28 protein-coding genes are annotated in these 21,864 nt (G+C 56.3%); 14 read left to right on the top strand and 14 right to left on the bottom strand.

Going from position 1 to position 21,864, the window contains the following annotated elements; all coding sequences use genetic code 11:
* The first annotated feature begins 55 nt into the window (after window positions 1–55).
* The 4 genes from ACR3EH_RS11925 (at window position 56) to ACR3EH_RS11910 (ending at window position 1,579) form a co-directional block, all read left to right on the top strand.
* Window positions 56–541: a peroxiredoxin gene (locus ACR3EH_RS11925; RefSeq protein ID WP_171184365.1), complete on the top strand. Its 486-nt coding sequence runs from the start codon at window positions 56–58 to the stop codon at window positions 539–541.
* A 101-nt stretch (window positions 542–642) separates the two neighbouring features.
* Complete coding sequence (locus ACR3EH_RS11920) at window positions 643–888, top strand: glycine zipper 2TM domain-containing protein (RefSeq protein WP_171093193.1); 246 nt, start codon at window positions 643–645, stop codon at window positions 886–888.
* A gap of 10 nt (window positions 889–898) precedes the next feature.
* Window positions 899–1,246: an EF-hand domain-containing protein gene (locus ACR3EH_RS11915; RefSeq protein WP_171093191.1), complete on the top strand. Its 348-nt coding sequence runs from the start codon at window positions 899–901 to the stop codon at window positions 1,244–1,246.
* A gap of 24 nt (window positions 1,247–1,270) precedes the next feature.
* The gene (locus tag ACR3EH_RS11910; RefSeq protein WP_171093188.1) at window positions 1,271–1,579 is read left to right on the top strand and encodes a hypothetical protein; all 309 of its coding nucleotides are present in this window, start codon (window positions 1,271–1,273) and stop codon (window positions 1,577–1,579) included.
* Here ACR3EH_RS11910 and ACR3EH_RS11905 read toward each other — a convergent pair.
* From ACR3EH_RS11905 to ACR3EH_RS11890, 4 genes are read right to left on the bottom strand one after another with little or no spacing between them, the layout of a single operon-like run.
* A complete protein-coding gene (locus ACR3EH_RS11905) occupies window positions 1,576–1,869 on the bottom strand; it encodes a 4a-hydroxytetrahydrobiopterin dehydratase (RefSeq protein WP_171184366.1) in 294 nt (97 codons plus the stop codon). The two genes, ACR3EH_RS11910 and ACR3EH_RS11905, sit on opposite strands and share 4 nt — an antisense overlap.
* Window positions 1,866–3,053 carry a GNAT family N-acetyltransferase gene (locus ACR3EH_RS11900; protein ID WP_171184368.1) on the bottom strand — a complete coding sequence of 396 codons (1,188 nt, stop codon included), beginning with the start codon at window positions 3,051–3,053 and terminating at the stop codon, window positions 1,866–1,868. Before ACR3EH_RS11900 ends, ACR3EH_RS11905 begins: the two co-directional genes overlap by 4 nt.
* Before the next feature lie 45 nt (window positions 3,054–3,098).
* On the bottom strand, window positions 3,099–3,869 hold the full coding sequence (locus tag ACR3EH_RS11895) for a glycerophosphodiester phosphodiesterase family protein (protein ID WP_171093183.1): 771 nt from the start codon (window positions 3,867–3,869) through the stop codon (window positions 3,099–3,101).
* Complete coding sequence (locus tag ACR3EH_RS11890) at window positions 3,866–4,321, bottom strand: RidA family protein (protein ID WP_171184370.1); 456 nt, start codon at window positions 4,319–4,321, stop codon at window positions 3,866–3,868. The genes ACR3EH_RS11895 and ACR3EH_RS11890 overlap by 4 nt, the downstream gene beginning before the upstream one ends.
* Window positions 4,322–4,611: 290 nt before the next feature.
* Here ACR3EH_RS11890 and ACR3EH_RS11885 point away from each other — a divergent pair, with 290 nt between their 5' ends.
* Together ACR3EH_RS11885 and ACR3EH_RS11880 are read left to right on the top strand one after the other, a co-directional pair.
* On the top strand, window positions 4,612–5,427 hold the full coding sequence (locus tag ACR3EH_RS11885; RefSeq protein ID WP_371732097.1) for an MlaA family lipoprotein: 816 nt from the start codon (window positions 4,612–4,614) through the stop codon (window positions 5,425–5,427).
* Window positions 5,417–6,016, top strand: coding sequence for an MlaC/ttg2D family ABC transporter substrate-binding protein (locus tag ACR3EH_RS11880; protein WP_171184372.1), 600 nt, complete (start codon window positions 5,417–5,419; stop codon window positions 6,014–6,016). The genes ACR3EH_RS11885 and ACR3EH_RS11880 overlap by 11 nt, the downstream gene beginning before the upstream one ends.
* 88 nt (window positions 6,017–6,104) lie before the next feature.
* Here ACR3EH_RS11880 and fliP read toward each other — a convergent pair whose 3' ends face one another.
* Genes fliP through fliF form a run of 5 tightly spaced genes read right to left on the bottom strand, consistent with a single transcriptional unit; the run spans window position 6,105 to window position 9,292 of the window.
* Window positions 6,105–6,833 carry a flagellar type III secretion system pore protein FliP gene (fliP, locus tag ACR3EH_RS11875; RefSeq protein ID WP_171675834.1) on the bottom strand — a complete coding sequence of 243 codons (729 nt, stop codon included), beginning with the start codon at window positions 6,831–6,833 and terminating at the stop codon, window positions 6,105–6,107.
* The gene (locus ACR3EH_RS11870) at window positions 6,833–7,120 is read right to left on the bottom strand and encodes a FliM/FliN family flagellar motor switch protein (RefSeq protein ID WP_171093175.1); all 288 of its coding nucleotides are present in this window, start codon (window positions 7,118–7,120) and stop codon (window positions 6,833–6,835) included. The genes fliP and ACR3EH_RS11870 overlap by 1 nt, the downstream gene beginning before the upstream one ends.
* Window positions 7,113–7,508 carry a hypothetical protein gene (locus ACR3EH_RS11865; protein ID WP_253746728.1) on the bottom strand — a complete coding sequence of 132 codons (396 nt, stop codon included), beginning with the start codon at window positions 7,506–7,508 and terminating at the stop codon, window positions 7,113–7,115. Before ACR3EH_RS11865 ends, ACR3EH_RS11870 begins: the two co-directional genes overlap by 8 nt.
* 3 nt (window positions 7,509–7,511) lie before the next feature.
* A complete protein-coding gene (locus tag ACR3EH_RS11860) occupies window positions 7,512–7,709 on the bottom strand; it encodes a hypothetical protein (protein ID WP_253746726.1) in 198 nt (65 codons plus the stop codon).
* Window positions 7,709–9,292, bottom strand: coding sequence for a flagellar basal-body MS-ring/collar protein FliF (fliF, locus tag ACR3EH_RS11855; RefSeq protein ID WP_171675832.1), 1,584 nt, complete (start codon window positions 9,290–9,292; stop codon window positions 7,709–7,711). The genes ACR3EH_RS11860 and fliF overlap by 1 nt, the downstream gene beginning before the upstream one ends.
* A gap of 118 nt (window positions 9,293–9,410) precedes the next feature.
* Here fliF and ACR3EH_RS11850 point away from each other — a divergent pair, with 118 nt between their 5' ends.
* From ACR3EH_RS11850 to ACR3EH_RS11830, 5 genes are read left to right on the top strand one after another with little or no spacing between them, the layout of a single operon-like run.
* Window positions 9,411–9,908, top strand: a complete 498-nt coding sequence (locus ACR3EH_RS11850) for a flagellar basal body-associated FliL family protein (RefSeq protein ID WP_171184378.1) — start codon at window positions 9,411–9,413, stop codon at window positions 9,906–9,908.
* A 9-nt stretch (window positions 9,909–9,917) separates the two neighbouring features.
* Window positions 9,918–10,403, top strand: coding sequence for a DUF6468 domain-containing protein (locus ACR3EH_RS11845; RefSeq protein ID WP_171184380.1), 486 nt, complete (start codon window positions 9,918–9,920; stop codon window positions 10,401–10,403).
* Window positions 10,400–10,984 carry a MotE family protein gene (locus ACR3EH_RS11840; RefSeq protein WP_171184382.1) on the top strand — a complete coding sequence of 195 codons (585 nt, stop codon included), beginning with the start codon at window positions 10,400–10,402 and terminating at the stop codon, window positions 10,982–10,984. The genes ACR3EH_RS11845 and ACR3EH_RS11840 overlap by 4 nt, the downstream gene beginning before the upstream one ends.
* Window positions 10,985–11,031: 47 nt before the next feature.
* Window positions 11,032–11,901: a flagellar motor stator protein MotA gene (gene motA / locus ACR3EH_RS11835; RefSeq protein ID WP_171093164.1), complete on the top strand. Its 870-nt coding sequence runs from the start codon at window positions 11,032–11,034 to the stop codon at window positions 11,899–11,901.
* The gene (locus ACR3EH_RS11830; protein ID WP_171675830.1) at window positions 11,898–14,036 is read left to right on the top strand and encodes a hypothetical protein; all 2,139 of its coding nucleotides are present in this window, start codon (window positions 11,898–11,900) and stop codon (window positions 14,034–14,036) included. The genes motA and ACR3EH_RS11830 overlap by 4 nt, the downstream gene beginning before the upstream one ends.
* Before the next feature lie 220 nt (window positions 14,037–14,256).
* Here ACR3EH_RS11830 and betB read toward each other — a convergent pair whose 3' ends face one another.
* Window positions 14,257–15,711 (bottom strand): betaine-aldehyde dehydrogenase, encoded by a 1,455-nt coding sequence (gene betB, locus ACR3EH_RS11825; RefSeq protein WP_171184386.1) that lies wholly within the window; start codon window positions 15,709–15,711, stop codon window positions 14,257–14,259.
* Between the two features lie 186 nt (window positions 15,712–15,897).
* Between betB and ACR3EH_RS11820 the strand changes: the two genes are divergently transcribed.
* Window positions 15,898–16,227, top strand: coding sequence for a hypothetical protein (locus ACR3EH_RS11820; protein ID WP_171093159.1), 330 nt, complete (start codon window positions 15,898–15,900; stop codon window positions 16,225–16,227).
* A 3-nt stretch (window positions 16,228–16,230) separates the two neighbouring features.
* Here the strand turns inward: ACR3EH_RS11820 and ACR3EH_RS11815 are convergent, their stop codons facing one another.
* Both ACR3EH_RS11815 and trhO read right to left on the bottom strand, forming a co-directional pair.
* The gene (locus tag ACR3EH_RS11815) at window positions 16,231–16,743 is read right to left on the bottom strand and encodes a potassium channel family protein (protein WP_171184389.1); all 513 of its coding nucleotides are present in this window, start codon (window positions 16,741–16,743) and stop codon (window positions 16,231–16,233) included.
* A 65-nt stretch (window positions 16,744–16,808) separates the two neighbouring features.
* On the bottom strand, window positions 16,809–17,714 hold the full coding sequence (trhO, locus tag ACR3EH_RS11810) for an oxygen-dependent tRNA uridine(34) hydroxylase TrhO (protein WP_171184391.1): 906 nt from the start codon (window positions 17,712–17,714) through the stop codon (window positions 16,809–16,811).
* A 96-nt stretch (window positions 17,715–17,810) separates the two neighbouring features.
* On the opposite strand from trhO, the gene pncA reads away from it, so the two are divergent.
* Window positions 17,811–18,404, top strand: a complete 594-nt coding sequence (pncA, locus tag ACR3EH_RS11805; RefSeq protein ID WP_171184393.1) for a bifunctional nicotinamidase/pyrazinamidase — start codon at window positions 17,811–17,813, stop codon at window positions 18,402–18,404.
* Here the strand turns inward: pncA and ACR3EH_RS11800 are convergent.
* Window positions 18,401–18,931: a hypothetical protein gene (locus ACR3EH_RS11800; RefSeq protein WP_171093151.1), complete on the bottom strand. Its 531-nt coding sequence runs from the start codon at window positions 18,929–18,931 to the stop codon at window positions 18,401–18,403. The genes pncA and ACR3EH_RS11800 overlap by 4 nt on opposite strands.
* A 164-nt stretch (window positions 18,932–19,095) precedes the next feature.
* Here ACR3EH_RS11800 and pncB point away from each other — a divergent pair, with 164 nt between their 5' ends.
* Complete coding sequence (gene pncB / locus ACR3EH_RS11795) at window positions 19,096–20,388, top strand: nicotinate phosphoribosyltransferase (protein ID WP_171184395.1); 1,293 nt, start codon at window positions 19,096–19,098, stop codon at window positions 20,386–20,388.
* On the opposite strand, the gene ACR3EH_RS11790 is transcribed toward pncB, so the two are convergent.
* The gene (locus ACR3EH_RS11790; protein WP_171184397.1) at window positions 20,385–21,848 is read right to left on the bottom strand and encodes an aldehyde dehydrogenase family protein; all 1,464 of its coding nucleotides are present in this window, start codon (window positions 21,846–21,848) and stop codon (window positions 20,385–20,387) included. The genes pncB and ACR3EH_RS11790 overlap by 4 nt on opposite strands.
* Between the last annotated feature and the right edge of the window lie 16 nt (window positions 21,849–21,864).

Genomic DNA, 21,864 nt, shown 5'->3' with positions numbered 1-21,864 from the left:
CACCTATATTGCGGCTAAGCCCAATTCTGCAAATCCAAACAACAGGAGCTGAAAAATGATTTCAACAGGAGACGCCCTTCCCGAAGCGACACTGACCCAGATGGGCGCGGAGGGGCCGGAAGAGGTTCGGATTTCAGAAAAGACCAAGGGCCGCAAAGTGGTGATCTTCGCCGTTCCGGGTGCGTTTACGCCGACTTGCCATTCGGCGCATGTGCCCAGCTTCATGCGGACGAAAGATCAGTTCGACGCCAAAGGCGTGGATGAAATCATCTGCATTTCAGTCAACGATCCGTTTGTCATGAAAGCCTGGGGCGAAGCGACAGGCGCGTCCGAGGCCGGATTGACCATGTTGGCCGATGCGACATCGGAATTCACCAAAGCCATTGGCATGGATTTTGACGCCCCGCCTGTCGGTCTGATTGCACGATCCAAGCGCTATGCCATGTTGGTTGAAGACGGCAAAGTCACAGCCTTGAATTTGGAAGAAAATCCAGGCGCTTGTGAGATCTCTGCCGGTGAGGGCTTGTTAGAGGCCATTTGAACAACATCGGCCCCGGGTATCCGGGGCCTTTGCACCCCAAATTAACTTGAAGCCTTGCTCCATTGCGCAAATACTTGGCCTACGCATACGTGGAGTTCTTTATGAAACTTAAGACATTATCACTCATTCTGACCGGTGCAGCCCTGATCTCGGCCTGCGGACCGGCCCCTACCCCACAACAACAAGCCGCGCGCCAGCACGAGATCGCGTGCCTGGGCGGCACATTGGGCGGCGCGTTGATCGGTGGCGCCATCGGCAACCAGTTCGGCGGTGGGTCGGGCAAGACGATACTGACCGCGGCAGGCGCTGCTGCTGGCGGATTTGAAGGTCAAAGATTTGCATGCTGAGGGGATGGACATGACACGAGCAATTTTCATAACCGCAGCCTTTATTCTGGCATCTGCAGCAACAGCGGAAACCGTTGCTGAATTGCATGAAAAAGAGCTGAACGCCATTGACGCGAACAATGATGGCTTCTTGTCCAAGGATGAGTTCAACGCATTCTCGGATTACGCATTCCAGACCATGGATGAAGACAAGAATGGCACTTTGGGGCTGGACGAGGCAAAGCCGTTTTTAGACATCAAGCAGTTTCAGGATGTTGACCGCAACAAGGACAGCTTTATCTCAAGAGCGGAATATGATGCTCAGATGGGTGAGGATTTCAACGCTGCGGACAAGGATGGCAATGGCCAGCTGGACTAGGCCTGCCACGGACAGGAGTTTGAGATGAACAAATGGATTGGTTTGGGTGTATTGGCGTTGGTCGCAGCGTGTGACGTTCCGCAGGCCCCGGTTGTGACGGGGCCGGACGGTCAGGCCCGCATTCAAATCAATCTATCCGGGCTGACCTGTTATGAAAACCGTTGTCTCGACATTAACCCCGCCGCGCGCAGCGTGCGCCAGATTGGAAACAAGACAACGGGTATCCCAAGATCCATTGACGTCAGCGACGGGACTGTGACACCTGCCGAGTTCCGACAGATGGGCACTGCCGCGTCCCTCGCCGGTGGCCAGGGCTCAGGCAACGATCGCTAGCAAAGACTGTCCATCTTGCGTGCCAGCTTGGCATCCAACGAGGACAGCCCGCCCACGTCATGGGTGGATAGAACGACTTCAACCGTGCGGTACACGTTTGACCATTCCGGGTGGTGGTTCCATTTCTCAGACCAAATCGCTACTTGGGTCATCCAACCAAAGGCAGAAACGAAATTGTCGAAGATGAACGTTTTGGTGATCGCGTCTCGGTCTTCGACCATCGTCCAGCCGTTCTTGAACAGCGGATCCAGCAGCGGGCCACGGGTTTCGGTCGACAAGAGTTCGGTCATTGCTGTTCCTCCGGGTTCGATTTCCTGAACGGGCCGTAGTCCGTTAGAATCTCGATCTCTTCTCCCACTGCACGGCCTTCGGCGTCCAGATATTTTTTGACGGCATCAGCAAAACCCGGATCGCCGACCCAGTGCAAGCTATGCGTGCGCGTTGGCAAATAGCCTCGCGCAAGTTTGTGTTCACCCTGAGCGCCCGCCTCGACCCGGGCCAGACCATGGGCAATGGCAAAGTCTATCGCCCTATAATAGCACAATTCGAAATGCAGGCAGGCATGGTGTTCAACGCAGCCCCAATACCGCCCAAAAAGCGTTTCACTACCTATGAAGTTCAACGCACCCGCGATGGCATAGCCATCTCGTTCCGCCAGCACCAAGGCCATGTCGTCTGCCATGGTTTCCTGCGCAATATCAAAGAATTGACGCGTCAGATAGGGCGAGCCCCATTTGCGCGCACCGGTATCCTGATAGAACCGCCAAAATGCATCCCAATGTTCCGGGCGCAACGCGTCGCCGGTCAGGGTGCGGATGTCACCGCCAAAGTCATTGGCCTGCGCCCGTTCCTTGCGGATATTCTTGCGTTTGCGTGATGACAGGGCAATCAGGAAAGCGTCGAAATCAGAATAGCCTTCATTTAACCAGTGAAACTGCTGCGAGATGCGCAACATCAGGCCCATCTGTTCCCCGGCCAGCGCTTCGTCTTCAGTACAAAAGGTCGCGTGCACCGATGAGACCTGATTGTCTGCCGCCAGTTGCACTGCGCCTTGCACAAGGGCTGACATGCCGATCCTCTCGTAACCCGGGCGCACCAGAAAACGTCGTCCGGTTGCAGGGGTGAACGGCACCGAAATCTGCAGCTTGGGGTAATATCGCCCACCTGCGCTTTCATAGGCATGGGCCCAGCTGTGATCGAAGATATATTCGCCCTGACTGTGCGATTTGGCGTACATTGGGGCCGCTGCAATCAGCATCCCGTCAAGATAAGCCGTCAGATATTGGGGCTGCCAGCCTGTGCCGCGCCCGACCGACCCGCTTTCTTCCAGCGCCAGCAGAAACCGATGGGTCGTAAAGGGATCAAGAGGCCGCCCGCCGTTAGCGGCCTCGGGGCAGGCGCAGGCATCCCACTCTGCCGCAGAAATCTGCGACAAGGTGCCTAGTACCTGAATTTCGATCTGTGCCTGATCCATATGTCCTCCGTGCCTGTCCATTATCTGTGACAGGTCAGAGTGGGTTCAAGCTGAATGCGCAGCCAGATACCCTTCGAATGTCACATTGTCGGCAACTTCACGGGCCTCTGCCTCTTGTTCAGGCGACCGGATGGTCCAGCAAAGGATCGGCACGCCGCGCGCCTTCAACTCGGCCACGCGGGGGCGCGTCAGGTCGGCAGCCTCGTGACTGATGAAGCTGGCGTTGCTCCGCTCAAAATCCGGAATGTCGCGCAGGTGTTCGCGGACGGTTTGAGACAACGGCCAATCCTCCGACTCAAAGGCGCATGTTACGATCCCGCATGGCAAATGCGGGGCCAGGCGCGCCAGTTCAGCGGTCGAGTTCGGGTTGAACGACATCAGCGCCAGCGGGCCTTCATAGCCCGACAGAATACGCAGGGCCTCTTGCTCCAGCGGACCGATGCCGGTGCCCATGGCTCCGTCCTGATCTTTGAACTCAACAAGCAACGGCACCTGACCGGCGACAATATCCAGTACTTCTTTCAGCGACGGGATACCTTCACCGTCGGAATGCAGCAACGGAACCGCCGACGCCTCTGCCCCGGTGATCTGCTGAATCGCGCCGGTCTGCCCGGTCAGACGCTTGAGGTCATAGTCGTGAAAGACCATCACCTGACCATCTGCAGTCAGTTGCAGGTCAATCTCGATCCCATATCCGGCGTCAATTGCAGCCTGAATGGCGGCGCGGCTGTTCTCAGGGCGGTTGTCGGAAATGTCATGCAACGCCCGATGCGCAATCGGGCGTTGAAGAAACTCTGACGGCAATGTGGGTGTCATTGGACTTCGAAAATCCCTTCGATCTCAACCGCGACGCCCAACGGCAGTGACGCGGCACTGACGGCAGAGCGCGAATGGCGACCGGCATCGCCCAGCGCCTCGACAAGGAAATCGGACGCGCCGTTGATCACTTGCGGCTGCTGCGTGAAATCCGCCGTCGAGTTAACAAACCCGGTCAATTTGATCACGCGCACCAGCTTTTCGATGTCGCCGCCACAGGCTGCTTTGACCTGTGCCAACAGATTGATCGCGCAAACCCGTGCCGCTGCGGCTCCGGCTTCGACATCCATGTCATCCCCCAGTTTACCGGTGATCAGTTCATCGGTTTTCGAAATCTGGCCCGACACATAAACGATGTTGCCCATGCGCACGAATGGCACATAGTTGGCAGCGGGTGCAGGCGCTTCATCCAGTGTAACACCCAGGGTTTCCAGTTTTGCGGCGATGCTCATTGAGAGGGTCCTTCCCTAAATTCGACTCTGCCGGACGCTAACCGGGAAGCTTGGTTTGGGAAAGTCGAAAACCGGCAATGTCCTGTCTGCCAGCGATCTGAGCGTTTCTTTACTTATTACGAGCTGTTGATCCTTGGTCACTTTACCCGCCCCCAAATGACAGGTTACACGCAAGGTGTTTCATTTAAGACCCGAAACGACTAGTGACAGAACTTGTGCCACCCCAGCACGTGGATTTTGATTGAACGTCCGGCGGACCATGTGTCGGACCATTTTGGGAGAAGCAAACCGTGCCAAGCAGATTGCGCCTGAAACATTTTATTGTCCTGTCATGCATGGCCATTCTGTCTGCTTGCGCTACGACCCCGCCCGAGGGGGCCTCGCGTAGCGACGTTTTTGATCCGTATGAGAACAACAACCGGGCGATCCACAAGTTCAACCTTGGTGTGGACCGATTCTTGTTCCGCCCTGCTTCGAAAGGCTATGTGAAGATCGTTCCTGACCCGATGGTGACCAGTTTCAGCACCTTCGCCGAAAACATCTCGCTGCCAGGGCAGGCCGTTGATTACCTGTTGCAGGGCAATCCGAAACAGATGGGCAACGCGTTGCTGCGCTTCGTGATCAACATGACTGTGGGTGGCTTTGGTCTTTCCGCACCGGCGGATGAATTGAACCTGCCACCAGTGGATACCGATTTCGGCGAGACGCTGCATGTGTGGGGTGTGGGCGAAGGCGCATATATTGAGCTTCCCTTCTACGGCCCATCGACCCAACGGGATGCGATCGGGGTTGTGATCAACTTGTTCTCAAACCCAATCAATTTTTCTCCGGTGCGACCCGTCGACAACATTGGCGTATACGCCGAGATCGTCCGCCGCATGGGAGATCGCGGCCGGTTCTCGGATACAGTCGATTCGATTCTTTATGAAAGTGCAGACAGTTACGCGCAGGCACGCCTGATCTTTCTGCAAAATCGCCGCTTTGAACTGGCAAGAGATGACGAAGACGCCTATCTGGATCTATATTCTGACCCCTATGCCGAAACCGGGACAGACCCGGTCAGGGACCCCTTTTTAGACCCCTACGAGGACCCCTATGCCGAATAACGAGTTGAACCGCCGCCACTTCATCGCCTCGGGCCTTGCATTGGCCCTGCTGCCGATGCCAGCCTTGGCACAGACCGAAGCCGCAGCAAAAGCGCTGGTCAACAGCGTGGTTGCTGACATCAATCGGGTGATCGATTCAGGCAAGTCTGAAAAAGCAATGCTGCGCGACTTCGAAAAGATATTTGTTCAATATGGCGATGTTCCCATCATGGCGCGTTACGCGCTGGGTGCTGATGCCCGAACGGCCAGCCCGGCCCAATTGAAAAAGTTCACCAAAGCGTTCCAGGGCTATATCTCGCGTAAATATGGCCGCCGGTTCCGAGAGTTCATTGGCGGCGAGGTCGATGTGCGCAATGCCCGGAAAATCAAGGCCGGGTACGAAGTTCGGACGCTGGTCAAACTGCGCGGCTCGGCCCCCTTTGACGTGACCTTTCTGGTTTCCGACAAGTCGGGCCGGGACAAGTTCTATAATATGTTCATCGAAGGCGTGAACCTTCTGCTGACCGAACGCACCGAAATCGGCGCTATGCTGGATGCCCGGAAAGGCAATCTGGATCAACTGATCAGAGATCTGAACAAAACAGGCTGACCTTGCGGCCGGGCGTGGTCACGCGCCAGCTCGAAGATCTTGCCAGAGCATACGAAAGGGTCAGGTTCTTCTGACCCTTTTTTCGATTTCAGGGCGCATAGCTGCGCACCAAAGCGTCTGCAATCAACGCCCAGCCGTCTGCTATGACAAAGAACGCCAGTTTGAATGGCAAGGATACGATTGCCGGAGGGACCATCATCATACCCATCGACATCAACACCGCTGCAACAACTAGATCGATGATCAGAAACGGCAGGAAAATCAGAAAGCCAATCTGAAAAGCCCGCGCGATTTCGGACAGCATGAAAGACGGCATCAGGACGGATAGCGGCGCTTGCGCTGACAGTTCAATCTCATCTCCACCGGGACGTAGGGCAGCCATGGCAAAAAAAGTATCCGCATCCAAGCGGGCTGCCATGAAAGTGCGGAAGGGGCCCAGCGCCCGTTCCAGCGCGGCCTCGACCCCGAACGTTTCCTCCATCATCGGGCGAATGCCACTTTCCCAGGCTTCGGTGAACACGGGGTCCATGATGAAATAGGTCAGAAACAACGCCAGACTGACAATCAGCATATTGGGCGGCGATTGCTGCAAGCCTATTCCCTGTCGCAGGATCGACAACACTGTAACCAGAAACGGGAAACAGGTGATCATAACAGCCAGGCCCGGCGCTATGCTCAACACCGTGATCAAAAGGATCAACTGGATGGTCCGGGCCGATATCGACCCGCCCTCGCCAAGGGACAAAGTCACATCCTGCGCTGCAGCGAGCGATGGGGTCAGCACAATAGCCAGAGCCAGCCAGATCGCAAAGCGCATCAACCGATCCCGTTTTGAAGGTCGGCAATCTCGGTCAGGCGCACAGCCAATTGTCCGGCCTGGTCGCCCTCCATCTCTTCCAGCAAACCACGCGCAACCAGCTGGTCCCCGACGTAAAGGTCGACCGGATCTTCGATCCGTTTGTCCAGCGTCAAAACCGCGTTCTCGCCCATGTTCAACAGATCCCTGATTAGCGGACGGGCACGACCAACCGAGACTGTCACCTCGATCGGGACAGATTCAAACGGGTTTGGTTTTTCTGTTTGCGGGATTTGAGTGTCATTCATTGGACAAAGCCTCTCTTGCCTCAAAAACATAAGCGTCAAAAATCTGTGCGACGGTGGTCAGCAAAGCGCTGCAATCCACTTCGCGCCGGTTGGTTCCGACCTGCAGGCGGGCTTGCCCGGCCTCGAGCGAAGGATCTTCGATGACATTCGGTTCGCGATGCGTGCCCGAGAGCAACAGCGCCTTAACATCTTCAGCGCATCCGGTCGGCACCATGATCTGCATCGGCTGCTCGATCTGCGACCGTGCCATCTCGGACAATTGTTCAACAAGACGTGCGGCCAGCCCTTGTTCAACCATCTGGGGCAAAACCTTTTGGACCAGACTTTCAAACATCGGCTCCAAAGACATGGTCATCCGCATCATTGCCTCGTGACAGGTGAAAGACATGTCCTACAGCGACTGCGCAAGCTCGGCCGAAACCTTCCCACGGTTTTGCTCTTGAGCCTGAGAGGCGTCTTCACAACCAGCCCCGTAGCCTTCTTCGAAAGATGCGAGCCTTTGTTCTTCCAGCGTTTCCTCATCCAGCAGCAGAACGTTGCCGGTGCTGGTCTGAGCGGTGAAATCCTCAAGCAGATGGGCAATAGACATCACACCCTCTCCTCGCCTTCTTCAAGCCAACTGCGCAGAATCTCGACTGTTTCTTCTTGCTTGTCGCCGATCATTGTCCGCAATCGCGCGACCGGATCTTCAGTGGCGCTATCGCTCAGAACAGGAACGCCCCCCTGTGGCGGCAAAGGTGCGAAATCAGCACCCTCGCCCGTTGCAATTTCACCAGTCAGAACCGAAGCGCCTTCACTTGCTTCGTCAGCGGCGGGCAACAGCGCCGTCGTCATTGCAGGCTTCATAAGGATCGGTCGGATGACGAACAGCGCAAGCACCAACGAGACAACAGCCAAAACCGTCATCTGGATCAGGGACATGGCATCCAGATGAATCTTTTGCCACATTGAAGACGACGCCAAGGTGCCTTGCGGCTCTACTATCGGTAAATCCAGAGACTTCAGAGTTATCACGTCCCCGCGCGCGGCATCGAAACCCACGGCCGAAGCCACCAGTTCCTGAAGCGCGTCCAGCTCTGCCTGTGGCAGCGGTGCAAATGATTCCACGCCCGAGGCATCCACAGTCCGGGTCCCTTTCACCAACACAGCAACCGTCAGTCGTTTGATCGCACCGGGCGCGGTGTGCACTTCAAGCTCTGTCTCAGAGACCTCATAGTTCACACGCTCACGCGTTTGGGTGGCGGTGGAGTTTGACTCATCCCCGCCAGCCCCATCTCCATCGGGCAGATTCGATGCCACGGTGACATCGGAAGACTGATTGCGGGCACTGTCCGAGCGTTCTTCTACATCCGTGCTGATCGCCACACGGCTCTTGGGATCAAAGCGACGCTCGCGGATGGATTCGGTCTTGGTCTCAGTGTCCACGCTGACCTCGACCACCGCATTTCCGGTTCCAACGCGCGCTTCGACCAAACGCAGAACACGTTCACGCAGCTGGCGCGATTTGTCTTCCGCTGTATCAGCGGCAACAGCTGTGTCCTGCCCACCGATCACGGCCCCGTTCGAGTCGATCACGGTCACGTTCTCGGGCGCAAGCCCGCTCACGGCTGAGGCAATCAGGAACCGGATGGCCTTGGCCTGGTCGCTGGTGATGTCGGCGCCAGAAGGCACCAGATAGACGGAAGCCGTAGGTGATACACTGCGCTGGAATGGGTTCGCCGATCCGTTGGCGATGTGCACACGTGCCTGGCTGACGTGCCGGCTGCCGACTATTGTGCGCGCCAGCTCACCTTCTTTTGCGCGCCAGTATGCTGCATCGAACATCTGCGAGGTGGTGCCAAACCCACTCAGCGAATCCAGCAGTTCATACCCCCGGTTGCCATTCGCTGGCAGACCTTCGCTGGCCAGGGTCATCCGCAACTCATCCCGCTGCGCGCCGGGGACATAGATTGATCCACCGCGAATCTCATAGATGACACCGCGCTGATCCAGGGCACGCACGATATCCCCCGCCGCGCCGCTTTCCAGGCCTGCATACAGCAGCGTCATGGACGGCGCCGTTACAAGGCGGGACATTCCCAGAATTCCCAAAAACACCAGCGCAACCGCACCAGCAACGAAAATTTGTTTACGCCTGTCCAAACTTGCCCAGACAGTTCCGATCTGCTGCACGCTCACCTCCGACTCGCCGACATTCTGCCCGGCGCATCTCTTGTTTGGACGATTGCCCTTAACAATCGGTTAGTCCCTGACCGGTTATGAAACGACAGAACGGATGAATGAGGACGTCATGACCGACGCAACGGCTGAACAGGCAGAAGCCCCTGACAAAAAGGGAAAAAAAGCAATACTCATCGGGGTGATTCTGGCGATTGCCGGGGCTGCTGGCGGGTATTTCCTGACCTCTTCAGGGCTGATTCCGTTCGGCGGTAAAGCCGCAAAAGAATCAAGTCAGGACGTCGAAAAGGACACGCCAGCCAGAGCATTGGCAGATGTCGGGTTCGTAGATCTGCCACCCGTGATCGTATCTGTGAATTCGGGCAGTTCTCGGCATCTGAAATTTCACGCGCAGCTCGAAGTGAACGCCCCGTATGTGGCTGACGTCAAAAAAATGCTGCCGCGGATCATGGATGTTCTGAACGGATATCTGCGGGCAGTGGAGTTGCACGATCTTGAAGATCCGCTGGCGCTGATGCGCATCCGTGGCCACTTGCTACGGCGCGTTGAAATTGTTGTAGGCGACGGTCGCGTTCGCGACGTGCTGGTCATGGAATTTGTACTGAATTAGGAGGCGAAATTGGAGCTGATTGCGGATATTTTGCTGGTCGCTGGCGCGCTGGGTGCGGGTCTGTACTGTTTTGTTCTATCGCGCCGCCTTAAGCGGTTTACCGACCTTGAGAAAGGCGTTGGTGGCGCCGTGGCCGTGCTATCAACACAAGCGGAAGAGCTGAAGAAATCTCTGGATAACGCACGTGACGCATCTGATCAGTCCGGTGAACAGCTTGGGGCGCTGACACAACGGGCTGAAACCGTCGCTCAGCGGCTGGAACTCATGATGGCGTCAATGCATGACATTGTCCCCGAAGAGGCACCTAAGCCGGATGCAACGGAAGAGCCGGTTTCTGATGCAACCCAACCAAAAGAGCCATGCGATATTGAGCAAGAAATCTCCGCAGACCCCGCCGAGTCCGCTGCGCCTGAAGGGAAGGAACAGCAAAACAAAGCCCCCGATGGGCTGATGTTTTTCCGCCATGACCGCAATCAGGACGGAGCCCAGGCATGAGCCGTCGCCGCGCCTCCCGACAAGACGGCCGCCCGCGAGCCGGCGTCCTAACCGTCATTGCCTTACTGATGCTCGGCTCTGCCGTTATTCGTATCGGGTTAGAGGCGGGACCAGCCCTTGCGAAGCCGACAGAATCTGAGTTTGCAGAATCCAAACCCACAGCACCAAAGGCACGCGATATTCAGGCGCTCTTGAATGAACTTCTAAAGCGAGAAGAACGGGTCAAGCAACGTGAAGACATGCTTCGTGAACAGGAAAAGGCGCTGGAGATCGCCGGTCAAGCGATTGAGACGCGTTTGGTTGCGCTTGAAGAGGCAGAGCAGTCTTTGCGCGCTACTCTGGCCGTTGCCGACAACGCCGCCGAGAAAGATCTGACCCGTCTGACAGATGTTTATCAGACCATGAAACCCAAAGATGCCGCCGCGTTATTTGAAACCATGGAGCCAACTTTTGCAGCTGGATTCCTGTCCCGTATGCCGCCCGACTCTGCGGCTGGGATTCTGGCGGGTCTCAGTCCTGAGGCGGCCTATACGATCAGCGTGGTCATGGCCGGGCGCAACGCCTCAGCCCCACTGGAATAGTTACCTGTGTCACCCCGTCTAGCGCACCCTCTAACCGGAGATTTCAAATGATTGGAATTGTAGGAATTGTCGTCATTTTTGTGATGGTTTTCGGCGGCTACCTTGCTGCTGGCGGCAAGATGACCATCATTCTGAAATCTCTGCCGTTCGAAATGATGATGATCGGCGGTGCAGCAGTTGGCGCTTTTCTGATCAGCAATGACATGGGCGGTGTGAAACACACGGTCAAGGATATGGGCAAGGTCTTCAAAGGTCCGAAATGGAAACCCGAAGACTATCGCGACCTTCTCTGCCTTTTGTTTTCGCTGATCCGTATTGCGCGCGCCAATCCGGTTGAGGTTGAACAACATATCGAAGATCCGGAAAACTCCAGCCTGTTTTCTGCCTACCCCAAGATTCAAGCCGACAAGGAAGCGGTTGATCTGATCTGTGACACGATGCGGTCTGCCGCGATGAATTATGATGATCCCCACCAAGTGGAAGAGGTGCTGGAAAAGCGGATGGAGGCGAATTTTCATCACGCGATGCACTCGAGCCATGCCTTACAGACAGTGGCAGACGGCTTGCCCGCGCTTGGAATCGTGGCAGCGGTTTTGGGGGTCATCAAGACCATGGGCTCGATCGATCAACCTCCCGAGGTGCTGGGCAAGCTGATCGGCGGTGCTTTGGTAGGCACGTTCCTTGGGGTTTTCCTGGCGTATGGTCTGGTGGGCCCCTTTGCCGGGAAATTGAAATCCGTGGTCGAGGAAGACAATCACTTCTATCAACTTATCAAGGAAGTTTTGGTCGCAAACCTGCACAACCACAATGCTGCCATGTGTATCGAGGTCGGCCGTCAGAATACACCCACGCACAACCGCCCCGGCTTTACCGAACTTGAAGAAGCGTTGAAGGACCTAAAGCAGGCGGCCGCATGAAACATCTCGGACTGTTGATATCGGCTGTTGTCGCAGCGGCCACCTCAGCCACGGCGCAAGACGTGGCAGTTCGGTCAGGTGAGCATGACGGCTATACGCGTTTGGTGTTTAAAGTGCCGCCGAACACAGAATGGAGATTGGCCCAGCGCAGAGACGGCGCGCGATTGACGGTGGACTTGGGCGGCGTGACCTTTCGAACAGGATCGGTTTTCAGCAGATTGACGACGAACCGTCTTGAATCGCTGTCACAGGCTCAACCCGGGGACGCTTTGGACCTTGAGTTCGGCTGCGAATGCGTGGCTTCGGCTTTTCTGTACCGAGGGTCGATGATCGTTCTCGACATCACGCCGGGAGAGTTCCTGCCGCCGTTGCTGGCTGATATTCCACCGCCGATGCAACAACGGCCCGTTAATGCAACAACTGCTTCGGATACAAACGCGCAAATGTCAGGGCTTGACCTGCCGCTTCTTGAGCGTGGGTTAAAAGACCAACTGTCGACTCGGTTTTTGCAGGGCGCTGACCGTAAGCTGCTTGATCTGCATCTGGCCCCGGTTGGACCGCGCAGTTCTATCACATCCAATGAAGATCCACTGTTGAGCGGCTTGAGTGCGAATATACGCCTGACGACTGTGCTGGACGATCTGCAGGATGTGTTGAATTCCGAGGTTCTGCAACTCGACCTTCAAAAAGCCTGCATCTCGACGTCCGAATTGGGTTTCTCAAGTTGGTCCACAGCGGACCCATTCGCCACGCAGGTATCTGTTCTGCGTACAGCGCTTTATCATGAGTTTGACACGCTCGACGAAGACAGCGCTCTGAAACTGGCTAAGCTGTATGCATACCACGGCTTTGGGGCCGAGGCTTTGGCCGTTTTAGAATTGACCGAGTTAGTGTCTGATGAAGCGGATCGCATCAAGGCGATTGCGCGGATCGTAGACGAAACGGCGGTGCAAAACACCAGTCCGTTCAGTGGTTTGCAACGTTGCGACAGCGATGCAGCGCTTTGGGCTGTCCTTTCTGACAATGCGTTAGCTGCCGATGCCGATGTCGAAGCAATCGAGCAAGCATATGCAGGATTGCCGGATCATCTCCGCCGCAGGTTTGGTATGCAGCTTTCACAAATTCTCGTCGAAGGAAACCAATTGGAAGCCGCGCGCAGAGTGATACGTTCAGTCAAGCGTATTGAAGAAAGCGTGTCGCCCAGCACGACGCGCGCCAAGGCCATGATTGCCGCAGCCGAAGGCAACGGAGCCCGTGAAGAAAAGTTGCTGACCGAGGTTGTTACGGCAACCGAAGCAACGCCTGAAGCACCGGTGGCCTTGGCCCGTTTGGTAGAAAAGCGCTGGACCGAGCGCAAAACCGTTTCCACGCAAGAGCTTGAGTTGGCTGCGTCTTTTTCGGTTGAGTATCGGCGCTCGGATCTGGGCCCTATGATGGCCCGCACCCATGCGATTGCGCTGAGCCTTAGTCAGGACTTTGATCCTGCATTCAATATCATTCTGGCGCTGGAAAACGGGCAGGACAGGGACCGCGCGTTCAATCGGCATCTGCACCTGTTGGCAGAGCGGTCCGATGACGTGACCTTCTTACAGCAAACATTTCACATCCTGCAGAAGGAAAAAACGCCACCCCTGACCACAGACGCCGCAATCGCATTGGCTGATCGGCTCGCCACGCTCGGGTTCGCGGATCAGGCGTTTGCTCTGTCAAACAGAACCGAAGATCAAACCCGTCGGGCTGAAAGGGCCCGTTTGCGAGCCAGGGCAGCCATGCTTTCGGAACGCCCCCACAAAGCGCTGCTTGAATTGGCTAAGGACGACTCGGACAAAGCGCGGGCGTTGCGAGCACAGGCCATGGAAGTAGCGCAGGACTTTACGGGCGCAGCTGAGGTCCTGCAGAGTTTGGAGCAAGACGAGGCAGCAAACCGGCTTTTCTGGTTGGCAGGTTTGCCAGGAGACACGGTTGATCCTACGGATGGGAAATACGCGATTCTAAACCGGACCACTCAGTCCTTGATTGCTCCCCCTGAAAGGCAATTGGAAAAACCATTGAAAGACGCACAGGATCTGCTTGAAAACAGTGAAACGACCCGACAGCAGATCGCTGAGATGTTCAATTCGATCAATAGAGAGTGACACGCGCTTCTCGCGTGCCGCGGTCAACAAGTTTTCACAATGCGGGAATACTACGTCGTGGGATGAACCCCTCGATAGCCATTCAAGGCTTCGTCCTCGCCGAGGTAGGTTTCGCAAGTATCAGCAATCCAAAAAAACGGATTGCAGCCCTGTTGATATGCTCTGCGCCCGACATTTGTGCCGGGCGCAGAAAACGGGTCTATAGCCGAACCATCGTTTATCAGTAGGGTGCCTCGACGTCGTTCATTGAGACGTAGACGGTTTTCATCTCGCTGAAGTGGTTGATCGCCAGTTTCGAGTTCTCGCGCCCCACGCCGGACATTTTCGATCCGCCAAACGGGGCTTCGACCGGAGCAAGGTTGTAGGTGTTTATGTAGCAGGTACCTGCCTCAAACCCCGCCACAACGCGGTGGGCGCGTGTCAGATCGCTGGTGAAGACACCAGCGGCCAGACCGAATTCAGTGTCGTTGGCGCGGGCCATGACCTCGGCTTCGGTGTCAAAATCCAGCACCGACATGACCGGACCAAAGATTTCTTCGCGCGCGATTGTCATGTCGTCGGTCACGTCGGCAAAAACTGTGGGTTGCATGTAGAACCCGTCGCCATCAAGCCGCGCTCCGCCATAAACCAGACGCGCACCCTCGGCCTTGCCTTTTTCGATATAGCCCAGCGCGATATTCATCTGATTTTCGCTGACCATCGGACCAAAGCTGACATCCTCATCCATCGGATCGCCGATTTTGGCGTTGGCCAAACGTTCGGAGAGACGTTTGAGGAAGGCCTCTTTGATACCCTTTTGCACAAACACGCGGGTGCCGTTGGAGCAGACCTGACCCGAGGAATAGAAGTTGCCCAGGATCGCACCCGAAACCGCGTTTTCGATATCGGCGTCATCAAACACGATCATCGGGGATTTACCGCCCAATTCCATGGTGACGTGTTTCATGCCCTCGGCTGCTGCGGCATAGACCTTGCGGCCCGTCGGAACAGAGCCGGTCAGCGAAACCTTGGCCACGCGCGGATCAGTGACCAGCGAAGCGCCCACATCCCCATATCCCTGGATCACGTTGTAAACGCCTTTTGGCGCGCCGGCCTCGATGAGGATTTCTGCGACTTTCAACGCCGAAAGGGGCGTGGTCTCGGATGGCTTGAATACCATGGAATTGCCGCAGGCCAGCGCCGGGGCCCCTTTCCAGCAGGCGATTTGGGTCGGATAGTTCCATGCCCCAATCCCGACGCAAACGCCCAGAGCCTCGCGGATCGTATAGACAAAATCGCCGCCGCCCAGAGGAATGTGTTCGCCGGTTAAACTGCCGGCCAATCCACCAAAGTATTCCAGCGCGTCCGCGCCCGAAGTGGCATCCGCCACGGTGGTTTCCTGGATCGGCTTCCCAGTGTCATGGGTTTCCAGAACGGAAAGGTCGTAATTGCGTTCGCGCATGATGTCAGCCGCTCGGCGCAACACCCGGCCCCGCTCGGTTCCCGACATCGCCGCCCAGGCTGTTTGTGCGCTTTTGGCACTGTTCAGAGCCTGTTCAACAATCGCCGGTGTTGCCGAATGCAATCGCGCGATCACCTCTCCAGTGGCCGGGTAAATCACGTCGATGGCGGCACCATCTGTATCTTCGATATACGCGCCATCAATGAAATGGCTGGCTTTGGGCTGAAACTTCATACCAAGTCCTCTTCTATTCACCCGTCTGAACGGGACAATTGGTTCGTTGAAATCGGCCCTAAAGATTATTGATTGACCAGTCAATAAATTCATTCGGACGGCAGGATCATGCCAACCGAAGCCCCCAAACCTTGAAATTTTCGGTTAATGTTCTATTTATGTTCTACATAGTCAGAGGATAAACCGATGGCCCAGCACACGCGCCAATCTGCCCTAAACGGGCCCAGCAACGACTATCATCTGCTTCCGGTGACGGACCGACAGATGCGCTATGCCCGCGCAATTGCCGAAAAATCGGCATTGGAGATACCGGTCGAGGCACAACGTGACCGAAAGCTGCTTTCGGATTGGATTTCAACGCACAAACCGCGCAGCACGTCGCAATTCGACAACTACCCAACAGGCAAGCAAGTCGCCTTTGCCGAGCGGATTTCACGCAGCAAACGCCGCCCTATCCCGTCCGAGTGTTTTCGCGACAAGAAAATGATGTCGCGCTGGATCGATCACAACAAATAGAGCCTATTTAGGGTCTTCATGGCTGTGATTGCGCGCATAAAGCGCGACCGCCGCTGCAACGAACATACCCAACAGGATATATCCTGTCACAGCCTCGGACACGGCAAGCCCGCGACACAGGCCGGTTGGAGACATGTCGCCATATCCAACCGTTGTGAAGGTCACATAGGAAAAATACAGAATGTCACCCGGACCCTGCGCGCCGACGACACAATGATCGTTGTATCCAAACGCGCCATATACCGCAGCGAACAGGAATGGGACCACCTGTATGAACGACACCCCCATCAGGAACAAAAGCCTGCGCGGCGATTTTACCTGGGTCATGTAGTACCAGGACTGCGACACCAGCCAGATCAACAGACCAACCGAAGCGATTGTGCCGATCGTGTCACCTGCGGTCGTTTCGCTCAGGCGTGAAAGGCCATACCAGGCAAGAAAGCTTGCCAGAACCAAACCCAACGCAGCCAAAAAGGTCGACTTCCACTCTTCCAGTGTTGTGGGTTTGCGGCGCATGAGTGCCCCTTCAAGCTGATTTCCAGGTGATCATCCGACCTAAAGCAATGGCCTGCAACCCGAATTCAATCCTGCCGCAAATGCGTCTCACCCCGTTCGCGCGCCAGCAGGATCTGCTTTTGCCGCTCGCGAAAGCGCATTTTATCGGCCTCGGACGTCTCATCGATACATTGGTGGCAGGACACGCCATGTTCGTACTCCGGGCATTTCATGTCCTCAGGCAAGATCGGTCGGCGGCAACCGTGGCAAAGCATGTGTGGCCCTTCTACAAGGCCGTGGCCAACGGATACGCGATTGTCGAACACAAAACACTCACCCTGCCAGGTGCTGTCTTCAGCGGGCGTCTCTTCCAGATACCGCAGGATGCCCCCTTTGAGGTGATAGACATCCTCAACCCCCTGCCCCAGCAGATAATTGGTGGATTTTTCGCAGCGGATACCGCCGGTACAGAACATGGCGACGCGTTTGTTGTGAAAACGGTCCTTGTTTTCTTCCCACCACGCCGGAAAATCGCGGAAACTGGCCGTTTCAGGGTCTATTGCGCCTTCAAACGTGCCTATTGCCACTTCGTAGTCGTTGCGCGTGTCGATGACCACAACATCGTCCGAACGAATAAGGTCGTTCCACTCCTGCGGCTCGACATAGTTGCCAACGCGGGCACGCGGGTCGACATCCGGCTGCCCCATAGTCACGATCTCTTTCTTCAGCCGCACCTTCATCTTGCCAAATGGCGGATGATCCGAGGTCGCCTCTTTCCACTCAAGATCCGCGCAACCGGGCAAGGCGCGAATATATTCCAGAACCGCATCAATCCCAGCACGCGGACCTGCGATAGTGCCGTTGACCCCTTCATGCGCCAGCAGCAATGTGCCGGTGACTGATTGGGCGCGGCAAAGGTCCAGCAGCGGGTCGCGCAACGCGGCGGGATCCGGGAAACGTGTGAAATGATACAGGGCAGCGATGGTATACATAGGCGCGATTTACCTTCGTAGACCCGAAGCCGCAAGGGAGTGCATTGACGCCTGACGCCCCGCCCCCTACCGATAAGACAATCAAAGGAGGCCGCAATGACCCATGCCCTGCTCGTCATAGATGTTCAGAACGATTTCTGCCCCGGCGGTGCTTTGGCGGTGGCAGGGGGGGATGAAATCGTGGCCCCCATCAACGCAATGATGGACGATTTTGACGCTGTGATCCTGACACAAGACTGGCATCCTGCAGGACATTCCTCATTCGCCAGTTCACATGAGGGTAAAAACCCGTTTGATTTGATCGAGATGCCCTACGGCCCTCAGGTTCTCTGGCCCGACCACTGTGTTCAAGGATCGCAGGGGGCCGCTTTTCACTCTGGTCTCCGCGTCAATGGCGATCTGATCCTCCGTAAAGGGTTTCGCGGTGCCATCGACAGCTACTCTGCATTCTTTGAGAATGATCACAAAACGCCCACAGGGTTGAAAGGGTATCTGGAAACACGAGGTATCGACCGCTTGACGCTGGTTGGTTTGGCCACTGATTTCTGCGTTCATTACTCGGCCGTGGATGCCGCACGGTTGGGGTTTGATGTCACTGTTCGCATGGACGCCTGCCGCGCCATTGATATGGAGGGGTCGCTGGCCGCAGCGGAACAGGCCATGCGCGACGCCGGAGTTACCCTGATTTAAGGGGTCGTCCCGGCGGCTGCCAGAAGCTTAAGAATCACAAACAAAACGACTGCCAACCCCAAAGCCAACCCGATGCGGCCAGGTACTGTTCGCCGGTCGTTGCTAGGCTGCACCGGTTTTGGCGGTGGCGTACGCACCTGACGCGCACGCACGATCCCTGCCATCGGCTGCGCAACACGCACGTAGGTCAGGAAATCCATCAGGTCGAATTCGCCGCAATATTCCCCGCGAACCCCATGCGTCTTTATATTGGCAAACAGTGACCTCAGAACCCGCACCCGGTCGGCTTGATCCTCGGCAGGGAAAACCCCCGGCACGATGCCGCTGTTGCGCGACTCAAGGCTGAACCCGGCGTCCAGGAACATCTTGCGGATTTTCGGCGAAGTTCCCCGCAAAGCATCCGCAGTTCTAATGTCGCGGAAAACTGCATGCACCTGACGGCCCCCATCCCTCTGAGCCCCCGGCTTTTCAGAGTCAAAATCGTCTAGTGCAGCTTTAACAATATCAAAATCGTACTCGAGACCCATTCACAAACTCAGTTCCGTATTTCCATCCCCTCTTCTCACTAACTGGTGAAAACAATGCACAATATGCCGGTAATGTGACGTCATACTGGCATTGTCACCAAATCAGCGACTCTTGCCATTCCCGTTGTCGATTGATCTAACTACGGAAATTGCAGGAGTTCCCCATGGTCGACATTGCGACCCGTGTATACAATCACAAATGGCAGATTGACCCTATTGTCCGGTCTTTGATCGATACGGACTTCTACAAACTGCTGATGTGTCAGTCAGTGTTTCGAAACAAGCCCCAAACAACTGTGGCTTTTTCCCTGATAAACCGGTCGAATCACGTGCCTTTGGCGAAATTGATCGACGAAGGAGAACTGCGGGAACAGCTGGATCACATCTGCTCACTTAGCCTGAGCCGGGGCGAAAGCACCTGGCTTCGGGGCAATATGTTCTATGGAAAACGACAGATGTTCCGCTCGGATTTCATGGAATGGTTCGAGAATATGCGCCTGCCGCCCTACCATCTGGAACGGAAGGGCGATCAGTATGAACTAACGTTCGAAGGCAAATGGCATGAGGTCATGCTGTGGGAAATCCCTGCGCTGGCGGTGTTGATGGAACTGCGATCGCGCGCCGTTCTCAATGATATGCGACGGTTCGAGCTGCAGGTGCTTTATGCCCGCGCGATGACCCGCGTGTGGGAAAAGATCGAAAAGCTGAGCTCGGTTGGCGGTCTGAGCATCGCGGACTTCGGCACGCGGCGGCGGCATTCCTTCCTGTGGCAGGATTGGTGCGTGCAAGCCATGATCGAAGGATTGGGTCCGTCGTTTACCGGGACGTCAAATTGCCTGATCGCCATGCGGCGCGAAGTTGAGGCCATAGGCACCAACGCGCATGAATTACCCATGGTCTATTCAGCGCTGGCCGACACCGACGCAGAATTGGCGCAAGCCCCTTACGACGTCCTAAGCGACTGGCATGATGAGCATGACGGCAACCTGCGTATCATCTTGCCCGACACTTACGGTACCAAAGGTTTTCTGGACAACGCCCCCGACTGGTTGGCCGGATGGACCGGTATTCGCATCGACAGCGGCGACCCGGCGGCAGGGGCCGAAGTGGCGATCGAGTGGTGGAAGTCGCGCGGTGAAGATCCGACGCAAAAGCGGATCATTTTCTCAGATGGTCTGGATGTCGAGAAAATTCAGGAATTGCACTCCCAATTCGCCGGTCGTGCCAATATTTCTTTTGGCTGGGGCACTTTGCTGACCAACGATTTTCGCGGACTTGTGCCCAATGACGCACTGGCCCCGTTCTCATTGGTCTGCAAAGCGGTTTCTGCCAACGGTCGCCCGACGGTGAAGCTGTCGGACAACCCGGAAAAGGCGATGGGACCACAAGACCAGATCAAGCGGTACAAGCGTGTTTTCGGGGTCGGCGCGCAAGAAGCGATCGAGGTTGTTGTCTAACCGTGATAGGCGGCAACCGTCTTCAGTTGTGAGAACCCGTACAAAGCCTCGAACCCTTTTTCGCGACCGTGACCGGATTTGCCAACACCGCCAAAGGGCAATTCAACTCCGCCCCCGGCACCGTAGTTGTTGATAAACACCTGCCCCGAATGCAGCCCTTTCGCCAGTCGCATCTGCCGGGCCCCGTCACGCGTCCAGATGCTGGCAACCAGGCCGTATTCCGTACTGTTAGCGATTGTTAGAGCCTGTTCTTCGGTGTCAAACGGGATCAAAACCTGAACCGGGCCAAAAATCTCATCCCGTGCCAGCACGTGATCGGGCGATACATCTGCAAACAAGGTGGGCCGAACGTAAGCGCCGGTTTCAGGCGCGTCACTGACAATCTGCCCCTGTGCCGCGATGGTAAGATCCGTGCCTTTGCCCAGAAAACTACTGGCGATCTGTTTCTGCCGGTCCGAGATCAAGGGCCCCACGCGCAAATCCTGCATTGCAGGTCCGACGGTCAGCTGTTCATAGGCTTCAGACATACGGGACTTGACTTGATCGTACACGCCGCGCTGAACCAGAATGCGGGACGAGGCTGAACACGTCTGGCCTGCGTTCTGTATGCCAGCATTCACCAAAAACGGCAGCGCCGCGTCCAGATCGGCATCGTCAAAGACCAGTTGCGGGGATTTTCCGCCCAGTTCCAGCGTTACAGGCACCACATTGCGGCCAGCTGCCTGTTGCACCAGGGCTCCCGTGGCCACCGAGCCGGTAAACGAAATATGGTTCACCCCCGGATGTGCGGACAGCGCCGCGCCCGCCTCAGCCCCCAGACCGGGTACGACGTTCAAAGCACCGGCAGGCAAGCCCGACTGCTGCGCCAGAAGAGCAAAAGCCAGTGCCGTTAAACAAGCTTCCTCTGCGGGTTTCAGAACGCAAGCATTGCCCATGGCCAGCGCCGCCCCGACCGAACGCCCAATGATCTGCATCGGGTAGTTCCACGGCACGATATGGCCCGTCACCCCATGCGGTTCTCGCAGCGTATAAACGGTGTAGCCATCAAGATAGGGGATGGTCTCTCCCATCACCTTATCCGCTGCACCGCCATAGAATTCGCAATACCGGGCCAGCGCAACAGCATCGGCACGGGCTTGCGTCAGCGGCTTACCCACATCCATTGCCTCAAGCTGCGCAAGATCCTCGACCCGTTCCAGCACCAGCTGACCCAACCTCGTCAGAATACGCCCCCGCTCCAACGCCGTTTTACGCCCCCAATCGCCCTGCAATGCGGCTTGAGCCGCTTGAACTGCGGCATCGACATCTGTCTCTGAACCACGTGCGATCTGGCAGATTTCGGTCCCGTCCGAGGGGTTGATGAGCGGCAGGGATTCACCCGAGGACGCGGGCACCCAGCGTCCATCAATCAGGCAAAGAGCGGGGTCGAACCATATCTTTTGCGTCAATTTTGCCTCCATTTCAGGCTCTAATCAG

The sequence above is a fragment of the Ruegeria sp. BG7 genome (genome assembly GCF_056535685.1).
Note: the sequence above shows the minus strand (reverse complement) of the source record. Positions and strands in the feature narration are given on the sequence as shown.